At 38.9% G+C, this 14,654-nt stretch carries 16 protein-coding genes; 5 read left to right on the top strand and 11 right to left on the bottom strand.

The features are described 5' to 3' along the window. Positions 1-23: 23 nt before the first annotated feature. From H4J38_RS12610 to bioH, 3 genes are all read right to left on the bottom strand, one after another. Positions 24-1,013 carry a putative metalloprotease CJM1_0395 family protein gene (locus tag H4J38_RS12610; protein ID WP_182132160.1) on the bottom strand — a complete coding sequence of 330 codons (990 nt, stop codon included), beginning with the start codon at positions 1,011-1,013 and terminating at the stop codon, positions 24-26. Between the two features lie 5 nt (positions 1,014-1,018). Further along, the gene (locus H4J38_RS12605; RefSeq protein WP_182132158.1) at positions 1,019-1,318 is read right to left on the bottom strand and encodes a hypothetical protein; all 300 of its coding nucleotides are present in this window, start codon (positions 1,316-1,318) and stop codon (positions 1,019-1,021) included. A 78-nt stretch (positions 1,319-1,396) separates the two neighbouring features. Continuing rightward, positions 1,397-2,191, bottom strand: coding sequence for a pimeloyl-ACP methyl ester esterase BioH (bioH, locus tag H4J38_RS12600; RefSeq protein ID WP_182132157.1), 795 nt, complete (start codon positions 2,189-2,191; stop codon positions 1,397-1,399). Positions 2,192-2,245: 54 nt separating this feature from the next. On the opposite strand from bioH, the gene H4J38_RS12595 reads away from it, so the two are divergent. Beyond that, entirely contained in the window at positions 2,246-3,013 is a 768-nt protein-coding gene (locus tag H4J38_RS12595; protein ID WP_182132155.1) for a ComF family protein, read from the top strand. 8 nt (positions 3,014-3,021) lie between these two features. On the opposite strand, the gene H4J38_RS12590 is transcribed toward H4J38_RS12595, so the two are convergent. Beyond that, a complete protein-coding gene (locus H4J38_RS12590; protein ID WP_182132153.1) occupies positions 3,022-5,574 on the bottom strand; it encodes a M14 family zinc carboxypeptidase in 2,553 nt (850 codons plus the stop codon). 252 nt (positions 5,575-5,826) lie between these two features. Here H4J38_RS12590 and nfuA point away from each other — a divergent pair, with 252 nt between their 5' ends. Then, on the top strand, positions 5,827-6,405 hold the full coding sequence (gene nfuA / locus H4J38_RS12585) for a Fe-S biogenesis protein NfuA (protein WP_182132207.1): 579 nt from the start codon (positions 5,827-5,829) through the stop codon (positions 6,403-6,405). Positions 6,406-6,432: 27 nt separating this feature from the next. Further along, entirely contained in the window at positions 6,433-6,669 is a 237-nt protein-coding gene (locus tag H4J38_RS12580) for a hypothetical protein (protein ID WP_310733476.1), read from the top strand. Positions 6,670-6,718: 49 nt separating this feature from the next. Here the strand turns inward: H4J38_RS12580 and H4J38_RS12575 are convergent, their stop codons facing one another. Next, a complete protein-coding gene (locus H4J38_RS12575) occupies positions 6,719-8,050 on the bottom strand; it encodes an MATE family efflux transporter (protein ID WP_259365512.1) in 1,332 nt (443 codons plus the stop codon). A gap of 99 nt (positions 8,051-8,149) precedes the next feature. Here H4J38_RS12575 and H4J38_RS12570 point away from each other — a divergent pair, with 99 nt between their 5' ends. Then, positions 8,150-9,199 (top strand): polysaccharide deacetylase family protein, encoded by a 1,050-nt coding sequence (locus H4J38_RS12570; RefSeq protein WP_182132151.1) that lies wholly within the window; start codon positions 8,150-8,152, stop codon positions 9,197-9,199. Positions 9,200-9,440: 241 nt separating this feature from the next. On the opposite strand, the gene H4J38_RS12565 is transcribed toward H4J38_RS12570, so the two are convergent. The 5 genes from H4J38_RS12565 to H4J38_RS12545 all read right to left on the bottom strand — a co-directional run bounded on the left by H4J38_RS12565 (position 9,441) and on the right by H4J38_RS12545 (position 13,430). Then, the gene (locus tag H4J38_RS12565) at positions 9,441-10,106 is read right to left on the bottom strand and encodes an SCO family protein (RefSeq protein ID WP_182132149.1); all 666 of its coding nucleotides are present in this window, start codon (positions 10,104-10,106) and stop codon (positions 9,441-9,443) included. Beyond that, complete coding sequence (cyoE, locus tag H4J38_RS12560) at positions 10,106-11,023, bottom strand: heme o synthase (RefSeq protein ID WP_081179651.1); 918 nt, start codon at positions 11,021-11,023, stop codon at positions 10,106-10,108. Before cyoE ends, H4J38_RS12565 begins: the two co-directional genes overlap by 1 nt. Positions 11,024-11,032: 9 nt before the next feature. Continuing rightward, on the bottom strand, positions 11,033-12,040 hold the full coding sequence (locus H4J38_RS12555; RefSeq protein ID WP_220465542.1) for a heme A synthase: 1,008 nt from the start codon (positions 12,038-12,040) through the stop codon (positions 11,033-11,035). Continuing rightward, positions 12,041-12,601, bottom strand: a complete 561-nt coding sequence (locus H4J38_RS12550; RefSeq protein WP_182132148.1) for a hypothetical protein — start codon at positions 12,599-12,601, stop codon at positions 12,041-12,043. 82 nt (positions 12,602-12,683) lie between these two features. Further along, positions 12,684-13,430 (bottom strand): SURF1 family protein, encoded by a 747-nt coding sequence (locus tag H4J38_RS12545; protein WP_182132146.1) that lies wholly within the window; start codon positions 13,428-13,430, stop codon positions 12,684-12,686. A 51-nt stretch (positions 13,431-13,481) separates the two neighbouring features. Between H4J38_RS12545 and H4J38_RS12540 the strand changes: the two genes are divergently transcribed. Then, on the top strand, positions 13,482-13,691 hold the full coding sequence (locus H4J38_RS12540) for a DUF2909 domain-containing protein (protein WP_182132144.1): 210 nt from the start codon (positions 13,482-13,484) through the stop codon (positions 13,689-13,691). 70 nt (positions 13,692-13,761) lie between these two features. Here the strand turns inward: H4J38_RS12540 and H4J38_RS12535 are convergent, their stop codons facing one another. Continuing rightward, positions 13,762-14,646 (bottom strand): cytochrome c oxidase subunit 3, encoded by an 885-nt coding sequence (locus tag H4J38_RS12535; protein ID WP_182132142.1) that lies wholly within the window; start codon positions 14,644-14,646, stop codon positions 13,762-13,764. Between the last annotated feature and the right edge of the window lie 8 nt (positions 14,647-14,654).

Here is a 14,654-nt window from a genome sequence, read left to right as displayed (position 1 = left end):
ATGATTGATATTTGGTAAGCTGACTAAGCTGTTAATTCAAATTGATAGCTTGCCGATTTTTCATAGGCTTGATTGATATTAGAATAAAATTGTTCGATTCGGCCTGCTCTCTGATCAACAGTGATTGGCCTACTGGGCACAACGGCTTCCTGTGCTGATAACGTTTGTTCAATTTGACGATCAAAAGCTTGGCTACTTTCATTACTTTCAAAGCTCACATCACTTTGCAGCAAATCTTTGTCTCGAAATAAATTTACTGCCTTGGGTGTTTCTTCTGTATTTTCTGCATTAGCATTAATTAACTCTGCTTGTGCCTCTAAAATAATAGCAGACGCCGAAGCAGCTACACGTATATCTTGTGAAGAGGGATTAGCTGGCGCTAAAGCTGCCGCTTGCACTTTATTCATTTTCGCTATAGTTTCTTTTGGATCGCCGGCTATAGGCGTTAGATCCACAGAAACTTCACCTTCAACGGCGTATTTTTTACCATTAGGGCCGGTTTCATAGGCATAAGTCGGAGCGCCAGTATATGCGCCACCTACTGAAGCATGTGCTCTTTCATGATTACGCACTTCTTTATCGCGACTTTCTAAACTCCGAATAATTTCTTTTTCTGCTAACGCTTCTGTACTCGATTTTTGCGAACGACTTGAAGTTTCTTGCCCTTGTTTTGACTCTACAGAGCCATCACTATTTTGTTGGTTAGCTTCTTGATCTGAATTTTTTGCTGAGTCTTGTCCTGAACGCTCATTATTCCCACCACCATTACCAATAACATCGTTTGCAAGTTCAGCTTGCTTACGTAAGCTAGCAAAATCTACTTGCTGATTATTTTGTGCTGGAGTACGGCCACGCTCTTTATCTGAGGCAACACCTTTTTCGGCGGCTGACTGACTCGATGGTTCAGGTTTTGTAATGATTTCTCTTTGCTGATTATCACGACGCAAGCTATCTGTCTGCAAGTTTACAGCAGTTGTAATGGGAAGTTGATTGCTTTGAGGCGTGATATTCATAATGACTAGACTCGAACGTCCAAGAGTGTGCCTAGGTTTTCATCGGCCGATTTCATAACGTTCGCAGACGCTTTTGCTTGAACCTCTGCCACACGCAAATCCACTACAGATTGAGTTAGGTTTAGCGCATTTTCGCTGCTCTGGTTAGTAGCAGTTGCAATAGGAAGATTACTTTCTTGACCGATACCATAGGCTTCAGGAGTTAAACCTACGCTGGTCGCTATATTTTCAGCAGCTTTATTGACATTTTCACTGGCTTTTTGAAAGCCTTGTACACCAGCATTAAAGGCGGATTGAATTTCCATAAAACTCTCCTAAATTATTACCTGCATTCACCTGTTCAATTATTAACCAAAAACACCAAAAAGTAAACCTTTACCCTTTTAGTTAAGATGTTCCTTTAGCCAACTTATCAATATAGTTAAAAATTCGGTTTGATGAGATATAAATGGCGCATGCGAAGCTTGTTCAAATATATAACGCTGGCTATTGGGTGCAAGATCATCAATCAATGCAATAACTTGTTTAGGTACTAAACCATCTAGTTTTCCGTAAAGCCTTAAAAAAGGTTGAGTAATATTTTGTAGTTGTTCAGACAAATTTGATGTTTCTAATAAGCTTAATGAGTCGTCTAACACTTGTCGAGTGGGTTGTTCATGCTGCATCACAAGATCACGAATTTTCTTAATGTCTTGGCGAATATGCGGACTCCCCATGGCCTGAATTTTCAAAAAGTTACTAATGGTTTTTGTCGTGTCTTGTGCTAGTTGCTGGTGAAACAGTGCTAAAACACTTGCTTTAATGCCCGGCCAATTATCTCGCTCAACAAATTGTGGTGAACTGGCTACAGTAACTAATCCTAGCACTTGCTTTGGATGTTTAATGGTGATTTGGCTCGCCACTAACCCGCCTAAAGACCAACCAATATAAACCGCAGGTTTACCCACTGTTTGTGCAATGGCATCGGCTATCTCAACTAACGAATATTGCCCAAGTTGAACCTTGCTATTTGTAGCAAAGCCAGGGAGATCAACGGTGATAACTTCAAAATTGGTTTGCAATTGCGCTAAGCACGGCTGCCAAACAGCAGAGTTGAGGCCCCAGCCATGAATAAATACTAGAGGAATACCTTGACCTTGACTCGCAATTTTCAATCTTTCTGCCATGCTTTTTGTCATGCTTCGTGAACTCGATAACGGATAGGCGCATAGTTTAACTAAAGGATGCTAAAAATGGAATTTGGCAACAAGTTCAACAGCGAAATAATGTTAACTTTTCAACAAACATTTCGTCAACAACTTAAAAACCTCAGACTAAAAGTAAGCTGTTGCAGCTTATGTGGTAACGCTTGCCTGCATCACCCACTGCTTTGCCAATATTGCCAAGCTGATTTACCGTATTTTAATTACCAACATCTTCCTTATGATTTATTATCTTGGCCTGCCATTACAGAACTTATTCCAATAAAACATTTTGATCACCTATTAGCCATTGCACCCTATGTTTGGCCTTTCGATACTTGGATTAGCCAACTTAAATACCAACATAAAACAGAAATGGCTGAGTTACTCAGTTACCTTCTCATTAATCACTGGCAGCAATATCTTAGGGTTGATAAAGTAAATTTAACACCCGAAAACACCTTAATAATCGCTGTACCACTACATTTGAATAAGTGGCAAGAACGAGGATTTAACCAAGCACACCTTATTGCTCGAAAATTTGCACAAGGTTTTGATTATGTTTACCAAGCGGAACTTATCACACGTGAAAAATTGACTGAAAGCCAAGTAGGAAAGTCAGGGGTTGAACGCAGAAAAAATTTAAAAAATGCCTTTAGTTTAAATCTCTGTGCAAAGGTAAAATTACCCGCAAATGTTATTTTGATTGATGACGTGGTCACCACGGGTACAACCGCTAATGAGATTTGTAAACTGTTGAAAGATAGCGGAGTGCAAAATATTACACTCCTCTGTATTTGTTTAGCTATTCCCAGCTAACGAACACTTTATTCTGCTAAGTTTGCGCTAAACGCTTTAGCAAAAAAAAGGCTGTTAGCAATTATTTTCATACTACCTAGAAAGTAGCCACGAAAAACTAAGTTGTCTGTACTGGCAATAACTCGACCTTTGCCAACATTATGAGCGACAAGTGTTGGGTTATTTGCTAAACGATTGACTAAATTTTGATCTGCATAACCACTCAGCAAAGGCGCTTTACTGTATTTCGCGACACTAATAAATGGTATGACTGTTTGCTCCATGATCACTGTACTATTTCGAAACACAGGTAATTCACTTTGTTGGTAGCCGTAGGCAAGCGGATGACTAGTGTCTAATTCTGCTTCAAATATAGCCCCTGCTATACGTTTTCTGGCCGCAAGCTGCTCTTTATCACCGTAGTTTAATTTTTCAGTATCAAACAATTGGTCAATATGATCTTTGCTAACAAAATCAATTTTTAACAATTTTTGTTCTGATAACCAAAGGGCTGCGCGTTTTTGTCCAAAGAGTACACCACCATTGGCTAACCATGATTTAAATTGACTAAGTACTTTGGCTGTTAACGTGGCATATTTGCCATCAACCATAATAATATGGCTATAATCAGCCAAATTGATCGCGGTCAATCTTTGCATTTCAACCACGGTAACTGGAATTTCTAGCAGGTTATCAAGATAGTAAAGCATTTCTCCTGCTTCATATTGAGATACGCCCTTACCACCAACTAATAATACTTTTGGCGCTGATACCGGGCGAAATGAGCTACTGCCAATATCAATACCTTTTGCGGTTAATCCTGTATCTAATGCGAGCAAAGGAATTTGGTTCTTTGTGGCAAAATCAGACAAAATACTACGCCAGTTTTCCATGTGCTGAATACCGGCCGGCACAATAATAGTTCCTTGATTAAAGGTTTTAACTACACTATTAACCTTTGCTGAAAAAGCTTTGGTTGCTACTTTTGCCTTGATTTCAGCGTTAGTGATTTCATTCAACAGTTTAGGTGCTAAAAAATCATGCCACTCAAAAACATAGGCGTAAGCTGAATCACTTATCTCAGTATTTTTTGCTGCGCTTGGCTGCCAAGGTTTTTCTTGAGTTTTCAGACCCCAAGTTCTTCCGACTTGGGCAAACCTTATATTCATCGCCAAGGGTAATGTCCAGCCTGAAACATCATAAAAGGTATTATCTTGAAAGTCTTTTTGTTGATTAAATAGTGCTTTAATCACCCGATATTGAGGCTGTGCTAACGGAATATAATAACTATGCTCAGCAAGATACGTTCGATCGTCAATTTTATAATCTTGCTTAAGTGGGTAAACCTTAATTTGATGCTGCTGTAACTTAGTTAAGAAAGCTTGTAGTCGATAATTGTCTTTGGTTTCAGTGAAAATATAACCATTAAAGTTTTCGTCACTGGCTTGTTTTTCAGCTAGTTTAAAGAAGTCTTTCCGATAGTTTTTAAATTTTGCTTGGTTCTTCCATGCACCTTCAATGGTTGATAGCGACGTTAACACATGGTTTTGTACGCCGTACTCAAAGGTTAATAAACCATTGATTGTATCTTGCTGTAAGCCTCGGCTACTTGCTTGTTCAAACAACACGCCAATACCACCATTAATATCAGGATAAGTTGAACCTTTACCGTAATAAAAATCGTCAAAGCTTTCTTCGCTGTAATATAAACGGTCTTTAGCATCAAGTGCTTTTGCATGATAGGTTGCTAATAACTGTGTTAACTCCGTATTTTTAGCCGGCGTTAATGGGTGCGTTCTCGTGGGAATACCTGGCTGAAAAAAATAGCTACCATTTGCGCCCATTTCATGGAAATCACCTAAAACATTTGGTTGATATTGATGAAAATAAGGCAGGCGATTCTGACTTTCTTTTTGCGACAAGAGTAACCAATCGCGATTTAAATCAAAACCAAAATGGTTAGTACGGCCGGTACGCCAATTTTGATGGTGTTCAATATGATTTGGATCTGGATTTTCGGTTATACCGCGATGGGTAGTCACCCAATTAACAAATCTATCCATACCATCGGGATTAATACTTGGCTCTATCACTATAATGGTATCGTTAAGCATATCGACAACCTCTTTGTCTTGCGATGCAGCTAAATGGTAAGCCACCACCATAGCAGCATTAGTACCACTAATTTCATCACCATGAACACTATAACCTAACCAAACAACAATTGGGTCTTTAGCCGATGCTGCTATGTTAGATCGTCTCGCTAAAATTTCATCAATATTATTTAAGTTTTCAGGGCTAGAAATGGTAAGCAAAGCTTGCGAACGAAATTGTGTAGTTCGACCCATTTCTTCAATGTTGACACGAGGTGACGATGCCGCCACTTGCTGTAGATAATTTAACACTTGGTCATGACGAGGATGGCGTTCACCAATGCCGAAGCCCAAAGCAGACTCTGGTGTTGGCACTTGTTTACTATAAACGCCATCGTTAGGCAAATAGGTACTGACATTCGCACCTAAAACGGTAAACGAGGCGCTTAATAAACAAAATATTACAATTCGACACAACGATAACAACATACAAGCTTTCCTTATTTGATTACCGGATAAAATAACAAAATTATGGCATTTGAACTAGTTATCTCGTCATAATTGACAATTTATCTGCTTTCTTTTTAGCATTTCGCATTGTGTATATAAATTATGACGTCTAAGACTAGCGATAAATGACATAGAAGAGTAAAATGGTTATACTTGAGTAAATTAGTAGGGTATTGAAAAATTCAATCCCAATAGAAAGTTCAATCCCAGTAGTGAGAGTAAAATAGTATGATGGTTAACATTTCAGAAACTGCACAAGAACATTTTGTAAAACTACTTTCGGGCCAGCCTGAAGGTACTAGTATCCGCGTGTTTGTTGTAAACCCGGGTACAGCAAGCGCAGAATGTGGTGTATCGTACTGTCCGGCTGACGCTGTAGAAGCTGACGACATTGAACTAAAGTTTGAAAATTTTTCAGCTTACATCGATGCTGACAGTAAAACATATTTAGAAGAAGCGGAAATTGATTTTACCACTGACCAAATGGGCTCGCAGTTAACCCTAAAAGCGCCAAACGCTAAATTACGTAAAGTCGGCGACGACGCGCCATTATTTGAGCGTGTTGATTACTTCTTAAAAGCTGAAGTAAACCCACAACTTGCTGGTCATGGCGGCGAATGTACGCTAATGGAAATCACTGAAGACGGTTATGCTGTATTACAATTTGGTGGTGGCTGTAACGGTTGTGCCCAAATTGATGTCACAGTAAAAGATGGTATTGAAAAGCAATTAATCGACATGATGGGCGACGAAATTAAAGGTGTGAAAGATATGACTGAACACGAACGTGGTGAGCATTCATATTACTAAACTCTTGTAATATAAATTAGTTATAAAGTGTCGTTATTAGAAAAACTAGGCCAAGACCCACAACGCAGCATGCAGCGTTTTCTCAGTGGACTTGGTCTTTTTGCTATAGGTGCCTGCTTTATATTCTTAGGGCTTTATCAAAGCCATATTTGGCAGATTATTGGTATTATATTTCTTGCGCTAGGCGGCTTGTTTGCCATTTATGGTTACGTCGGATTATTTGCCAATCGTTTGTATCATATTTTCAATCGCACCAAACCTTAATAATATAAACCTCAAAAGCCGATTTTTACGATAACTAACCGTAAAATCATTAAAATGTATGCTTATTTCGTTGATAATGCCAAGCTAACGTGACTCCACGCGCCAACATAAATATTGAAAATGCCGCCCACAAACCATGATTTCCATAATCTTGCAATAACCACCAAACCGGAAAGAAGCAACCAAAAGTAGCGATTAGCATGCTATTTCTCATAATATGTGCCTGCATTAAACCTATATAAACGCCATCGTATAAGTAACACCAACAGGCGAGTAATGGTAGGGCGATAATCCAAAATAAATACTGCTGTGCATAGTCAACTACTTCAGTTATATCCGAGATGGCTAGAATAAAATAGTTGCCCGCCAGATAAAAAAGTAGGCTATAAGCGAGTGCAAATATCCCAGTCCAAAATAGTGCTATATTGACACTAACAAACATACTTTTCTGATTATTCTCTCCTTTTGCTTTACCCACCATGACTTCTGCAGCATTGGCAATGCCATCTAAACCGAACGATATTAACAATAAAAAATTCATTAATATTGCATTGGCGGCAATAACATCATCGCCTAATCGCGCACCCTGAAAGGTCATAAAAACAAAGCATATTTCTAAACATAAGGTACGAATTAATATATCTCGATTAAGTTTGAAATAGCTTAATAAGGCTGCTCGCTCAACCACTGCATCAAATAGCTGCTTCGCACTAGAAAATAACCCGATAAACTTTTGCTTAAAGTTTGTATATACAAAGCCTAATCCGATCAGTAAGCCGCTGTATTCTGCTATTAGCGTCGCCATAGCAACACCTTTAACTTGCCAAGCAAAGCCAATAACAAACAGTAAATCTAGTCCTAAATTAATCAAGTTAGTGGCTATAATTAACCACATCACCACTTTTGCTTTGTGATTGCCCAATAACCAGCCCATAATCACTAAATTAGCTAATGCTGCTGGTAAGCCCCAAACTCGAATCTCACTGTATTCTCGGGCATAAAACTGCACTTGTTCAGAACCACCCGCTAAAGAAAGTGCCAGATCTAGGTAAAAATTTTGAAATAAAATAACCACTAAGCCTACGCAGAACGCAACAATCATCCCTCGCAGTAATATCAATAGACTTAGCTTATTATTACTTTGACCAAACGCCTGGGCGGAAAGTCCTGTGGTTGACATGCGTAAAAATCCACATAACCAAGTAATGACCGTAATGATCATGGCACCCACCGTGCTGCCGCCTAAATAATAAGAGTATTCTAGGTGCCCGATAACGGCGGTATCAACTAAACCTAATAAAGGTGCGGTGATGTTGGATAAAATCATCGGTAAAGCGAGCACGAATAACTGCTTATGACGCTCTATATCATTAAATTTCAAAAAAAGCTGACCTTTGTGAGTAATTGGTCTGTATAAATAGTTAAAAAAAAGCTATTTTACGCAGGTATTTAAAGTCCCATATATTGTAGGAAGATTACCATGAAATACCGTTTGTTGGCAGCGCTATGCTATTGCTTACATCTCACTAGTTTTGCCACTGTTATTTTACAATACCATCACGTTAGCGAGGAAACTCCAGCGAGTACCAGTATCTCTCCCAAGCAATTTGCAAAACATATGCAATACTTAGAGGACAACAATTTTAAAGTCATTCCCTTATCCACTTTAATCGACGCTATTAAGCAACATAAAGCCTTACCAGATAAAACGGTGGCGATTACTTTCGATGATGCCTATATCGACATTTTAACCCATGGTAAACCTATATTAGATAAACACGGTTTTGCTTTTACAATATTTATAAACCCCGGCATGGTGGGACAAAACACCTCACATTTTTTATCATGGCAGCAATTAAAAGCCATGGCAGACGACGGGGTTATTATCGCTAATCACGGCATGAACCATGATTCATTAGCACGCACACCAGCGGGCATGACCAACAAAGCGTGGTTAGCGAAAAATACTGAATCTTTATTACATGCAGAAAAAATAATTGAAGCAGAAACGGGCCAGAGTTGGCGTTATTTAGCTTACCCCTACGGTGAATTTAGTCCCGAAGTTCAGCAGTGGGTAAATGAAAATAATTTCGTCGGATTTTCACAACAATCTGGGGCGGTTGGTATAAATACAGATCTAACCAGTATTCCGCGTTTCCCTGCCTCGCAACCATATGACCAACTTTCAAGCCTGCGTGATAAGCTCGATTCATTACCCTTTAGCATTCGTCTTGACGGGGTAAATCAACAAACTATCTTTGAGCAAGGCGAGTCTACTTCATTAAGTATTAATATTGATGTTGACGATTTTAATCCAGAGCAATTAAATTGTTATATTACTGGCTTAGGCCGTCAGAAAATTCTATGGCAAGGTGAAGAAGTGTTTACCATTAATTATAGTGCGCCGCTGCCAACAGGTCGTGTACGTTGTAATTGTACCGCACCGAGCATTAGTAAACCCGGGCGCTATTACTGGTTTTCAAAGCCATTTTTTATTCAAGAAGAGAACCGCCAGTGGTATCCGCTATAGCCAGATAGTATGAATGAGGATACTGTGATTGGTCTTTAAAGGTCGACATTTATAGCTTAAAACTAGCATTGACAGGATAACTAGATCAATATGTCGGGCTCAAGACCAACCTAAAATAAAGCACAATAGATGTTAGAGGTAGGTCAAAATCGGTCGGCATTTTTTGTCGTCAAATAGGCCATTAATTTCACGGGTTTTACAGAAATGCGGGTTAATCATTTTAATATTACTTTATTTTAACTCAATACAAAGCGACAATTTTTGCAAAATCACTTACAAGCTTATCGCCTTCAATCACAGGTATTTCACCAAGTGCTTGTTTAGGTTTAAATATTGCTTCTACTTTGCCTGCGGGGTTGATTAAGACCAATGAAGCACTGTGATCAACTAAATAGTTTGTTGCACTTGCACCATGATTTTCTATAGCATCGTTATTAGATTGTTGCTCTGTTTCGGTAATAGCATACATCAGACCTAAATTGCGAGCGAATGGAAATAACGAACCATGATCGCCATATAAAGCCTTAAACTCAGGATTAAAATAACCAATATAGCTAGCAAGCTTTTCTTGTGTATCTCTTTTTGGGTCAACAGAAACTAATAATACTTGGCTATTATTGGCTATCTTCTTTAAATCATCATAGATAAAGTTCATTTCTTGTAAGGTTGTTGGGCAAACATCAGGGCACGATGTATAACCAAAAAACACCCAACTCCACTGACCTTTAACTGACTCATTGTTAAAGGCTTTACCATTATGATCAGTTAATTCAAATGCTTTAATTTCTCTTGCTTGTTGATAATGCAAAGCAAAATCAACCGGGGCTTTATTATTAAGCTGAGTAAATAACATAACGCCTGCGGCTAACGCCCCCAAGGCTACAATCAGAGCAACAATTTTATTCATTAGCCTGTTACCGGCAATAGATAATGGTCGAGTAAAAGTATAATAAATAATGCCATTAAATGCACAATAGAGAACTTAAAAGTGTCCATTGCGGTTTCTTCATCAGCATTAAATTTTAATTTCCAAGCGTAGGCAAAAAACACTAAATTCAATACCACCGCGCCAATCAAATACAACCAATTACTCATGCCGACTAAATATGGCAGTAAACCCACTACAAACAGTAATACGGTATAAAGTAATATTTGAGTTTTGGTAAAGCTTACACCATGGGTAACAGGTAACATTGGGATATTTACCTTTGCGTACTCATCTTTACGGTGTATTGCCAAAGCCCAAAAATGTGGCGGCGTCCAAGTAAATATTAATAATACTAATAATAACGCATTCGGGTGGACTTCATTCGTCATCGCGGTCCAACCTAGCAAGGGTGGAATGGCTCCGGCTAAACCACCAATAGTAATGTTTTGCGGCGTAGCACGCTTTAAATACATGGTATAAACAAAGCTGTAACCGACTAAGCCTGAAAACGTTAGCCAAGCCGTTAATGGGTTTACTAGGGTGTATAAAACTATGAAACCTGTTACTGCTAAGCTAATGGCAAAAATCGTAGCACTGCGTGCGGTAAGTCTGCCATTTGGCAATGGTCGATTATAAGTTCGCCCCATCTCCTTATCAATGCGTTCATCAACAATATGATTAATCGCTGCAGCAGCCGATGATAAAAAGCCGATACCTATCATTGATGGCACTAATACATGCCAAGGAATAACTCCTGGCACAGATAAACACATCCCCACTAGAGCGGTTAATACTAATAATGCGACTACTCGTGGTTTGGTTATTTCATAATAATCTCGCCAAATTGGCGTGCTAGGTGCGCTATGACTCGCCTCTACTGTGTTGCTCTGACTCATAATATGCCCCTAAATCTTTCGTTTTAAACTATATGTCATGGTAATTAATGACATCATTAACATAGCTGCCACCACGTTGTGACTCACCGCGACACTGAGTGGCAGTGAGAACCAAACATTACTAATACCCAAGCCAACTTGAACGCTGAGAATAAAGCCCAAGCTCAATGCTGCATTCTTAAAAAATGGCGACTGTGCCTTCCGGTAAATGCTAATAACTAACCAAAATAAGTATAGCGTGGTTACTATAGCACCTAAGCGATGCATAACATGAATTGTCACACGTGACGCATGATCAAGGTGGCCAAATTCATAACTGTCTTTCTCTGGAGGGATAAGATCAAAAGCATGTTCAAAGTTCATTTGCTCTGCCCAACCTGCTTGGCAGATGGGCAGTTCTGTACAAGTAAGTGCAGCATAGTTGGATGATGTCCAACCACCTAAAGCAATTTGTCCCGCTAAAATAAAAATACCAATAACAGCGAATTTTGCATACTTTTTCAAAGCAAAATCACCACCAGGCACTCGGAAGTCACTCAAGCGTAAATACAGTAAAAGTAATAAACACAGTGTGGTGAAGCCACCAAGTAAATGCCCCATGACCACCACAGGCATTAATTTCATGGTGACGGTCCACATACCTAGTGCTGCCTGAAATATGACCACTAGTAAAATAAAAATAGGTAAGCCAACCGGCCCCCCTTGAGAACGCCGTTTCAGTGACATTAACGCAATAATTAATATCAAGATACCTAATGAACCAGCGAAATAACGATGGATCATTTCATTCCATGCTTTATGTGGCTCAACTGGGCGTTCAGGAAACGCTCGCTCAGCAGCAATAATTTGTTCACTAGTTTGAGGTACATCAATCAAACCATAACAACCTGGCCAGTCAGGGCAACCAAGCCCTGCATGCGTTAATCGTGTGAAAGCACCTAAACTAACCACTACAATGGCGAGTAAAATACTAACAAAAACAAGCTTTCTAATGTCGGAAGAGCTTTGCGTTCTCATTTAGCCAATCCTCGAATATTTTAGTAATTTTTTAAAGTCGGCTAATATTGACTTACCAAACTGTGAAAGTTTTGCTTCGTCTTTTGGCGGTACATGGCTAAGAATAACATTCCCTAAGGGGTCAACAATCAATACTTGTGATTGCGTTATAGCTGCCTTTGCTAAAGCAGGCATAGTTTGAATATGCCACTTCTTAATTTGAATTTTTTCTGCTTGCTCTGCGCGTAAGTCTTGTTGAGTTAAAGCTACCAGCTTAACCCGAGGCATTTCTTTGCCAAGGGCAATATAAGTGTTATTCACACTGATTAAGGTTTTCTCACATTGTAGGTCGCAACTTTCTGGCAAGGTATATAACATCAGCCATTGATGGTCAAAGTCGTCAACACTTAGCCCAAGTTGAGCCAAGGTTAATTCATTTTCGATAAGCTGCCCTTGATTCGTAACACCGTAATTAAACCATTGTTGATTTAATGCTAACTTAGCCAACACAATGGGAACTATAAATACCGCTAGGAGAATTAGCATACTGCGGCGCGATTTATTTAACTCTGAAGAACTCATACAACTCAGCCTTTTTATTCTTATTATTCAGTTTCGGTATTTTCTAACTTACTTACCTGTGCTTATTTCAGATTGTCAGTGCTTATTCTGACGGATTTTTTTTACTCATTTTTATTGCTGCCCAAATCATCAAACTTATCCAAGCTAGTGCCAAACTAAACCATTGAAAGGCATATGCCCGATGTTTTTCTGGTGGCATTACGATGGGCTGCCAATTTTTTTTAAAACCAATAGGCTCTTTTTTATCTAAGTAAACAACAAAGGGCAACAGTTTCTTGTCAATTAATTGTGAAAACTTATCTAATTCTATTTGCTGCACCCTTAATGGCCATGATGGATTGGTTAAATTTTGCGCTTGTAATTGAATACCCACTTCCACTTCTCTTACGTTACCATTGATTGTATGTTGACCACTAATAGACATAACTTCAGGTAATATATTTCGATCAATTGAGCCCTGTACCCAGCCCAAATTTACGAGTATGGCGTTCTCATTACTTTCTATTATTTGATATACACGATAGCCCAAGCGCCCTTTGTCTGGCTGGTTATCTAGGAGAAAGACTTTATCACTAACAAAGTTACCCGTTAACTGAATAGGTAAATCGTTAATACCATCTTGTAAACCTTCAAGTGCTAATACTTGTGATAAAGACAAGGCTTGGCGTTGACTTAAGTCACTAATACGTTGTTGACGTTGTTCTTTTTCAAGCGCTCGGTCAATTTGCCAAAATCCAAGCTTGATTAATGACGAAAATACTAGCATGGTAAATATAACCATCGGCCAATTAAGTTGTTTTAACTTGTGCTGAAGTGATACCGAATTCATAGACTACCGCATGTTCACTAACTAAAAACAGACTAGAAAAGAGAGAATGTTGTGTTAATTAAAATTATTGTTGTCGGCTTATTAGCCTTTATGGTTTATAACCTGGTTCGAGCGTTATTCATTATGAATAAAAATGACCCTAATAAAGCATCCATGTCTAAATTTATAGGTCGACGGGTGATGACCTCTGTTGTACTGGTGTTATTACTACTACTGGGAATTCTCACCGGTGTGATCACACCTAACCCTAGTCCGTATTAAATAGTCAAAAGGTACGATATTTATCAAGAAAAATATCGTACCTTAAACTGCTTATTCAAGAAAAATAGCGTTAAATAATATAAACGAAAACGAACAGTATTACCCACACTACATCAACAAAATGCCAATACCAACTCGCGGCTTCAAAGGCAAAATGGTTTTTCGGCGTAAAGTGCCCCTTAAATACTCGAATAAGCATTACCAGCAGCATAATTGTCCCTAAGGTCACATGCATACCGTGAAAGCCTGTCAGCAAATAAAAGGTATTGCCATAAATGCCACTGTCTAAGTACAGTTTCATTTCATCAGCATAACCATGTGCGTACTCTAGGCCTTGGCAGAACAAAAACACCACACCTAACACAACGGTCAGTCCTAACCAAAACTTCAATAATCCACGTTTATTCTGCTCTAACGAAACATGAGCAAAATGGGCAGTAATTGATGAAGTTAACAATAAAATAGTGTTAATTAATGGCAATCCGTACCAACCCATAGCAGTAGTTTCAGTACCACCAGGGGTTTTAATTAATGGCCAGGTCGCCGTAAAGTCAGGCCATAAAATTGCGGCTGTAGCAGCATTATTACCTGCGCCATCAAGCCAAGGCACCGAAAAAGTACGGGCGTAAAGTAAGGCACCAAAAAAAGCGGCAAAGAACATCACTTCTGAAAAAATAAACCAACTCATACCTTGACGGAATGAATTGTCCATTTGGTGACTATATTTTCCTGACATTGATTCGGTAATAACATTGTTAAACCAACCAAAGATCATATAAATAATCAAGGCGATACCCGCCAGCAATACCCAGCCACCACCTGCATTTTCAGGGTTATTTAAATTTGCTACATAATTTGCCGCACCTACGGCAATCAAAAATAAGGCAATCGCGCCTATTATTGGCCATTTGCTTTGCGCTGGTACGTAATAACTTTCGTATTCTTTTGTTGTCATTGTTGTTC

Origin of the sequence: Colwellia sp. BRX10-3 (assembly GCF_014077505.1) — a bacterium.
GTDB lineage: Bacteria > Pseudomonadota > Gammaproteobacteria > Enterobacterales > Alteromonadaceae > Cognaticolwellia.
The sequence above is the reverse complement of the archived record's forward strand: the minus strand, read 5'-3'. Positions and strand labels throughout refer to the sequence as shown.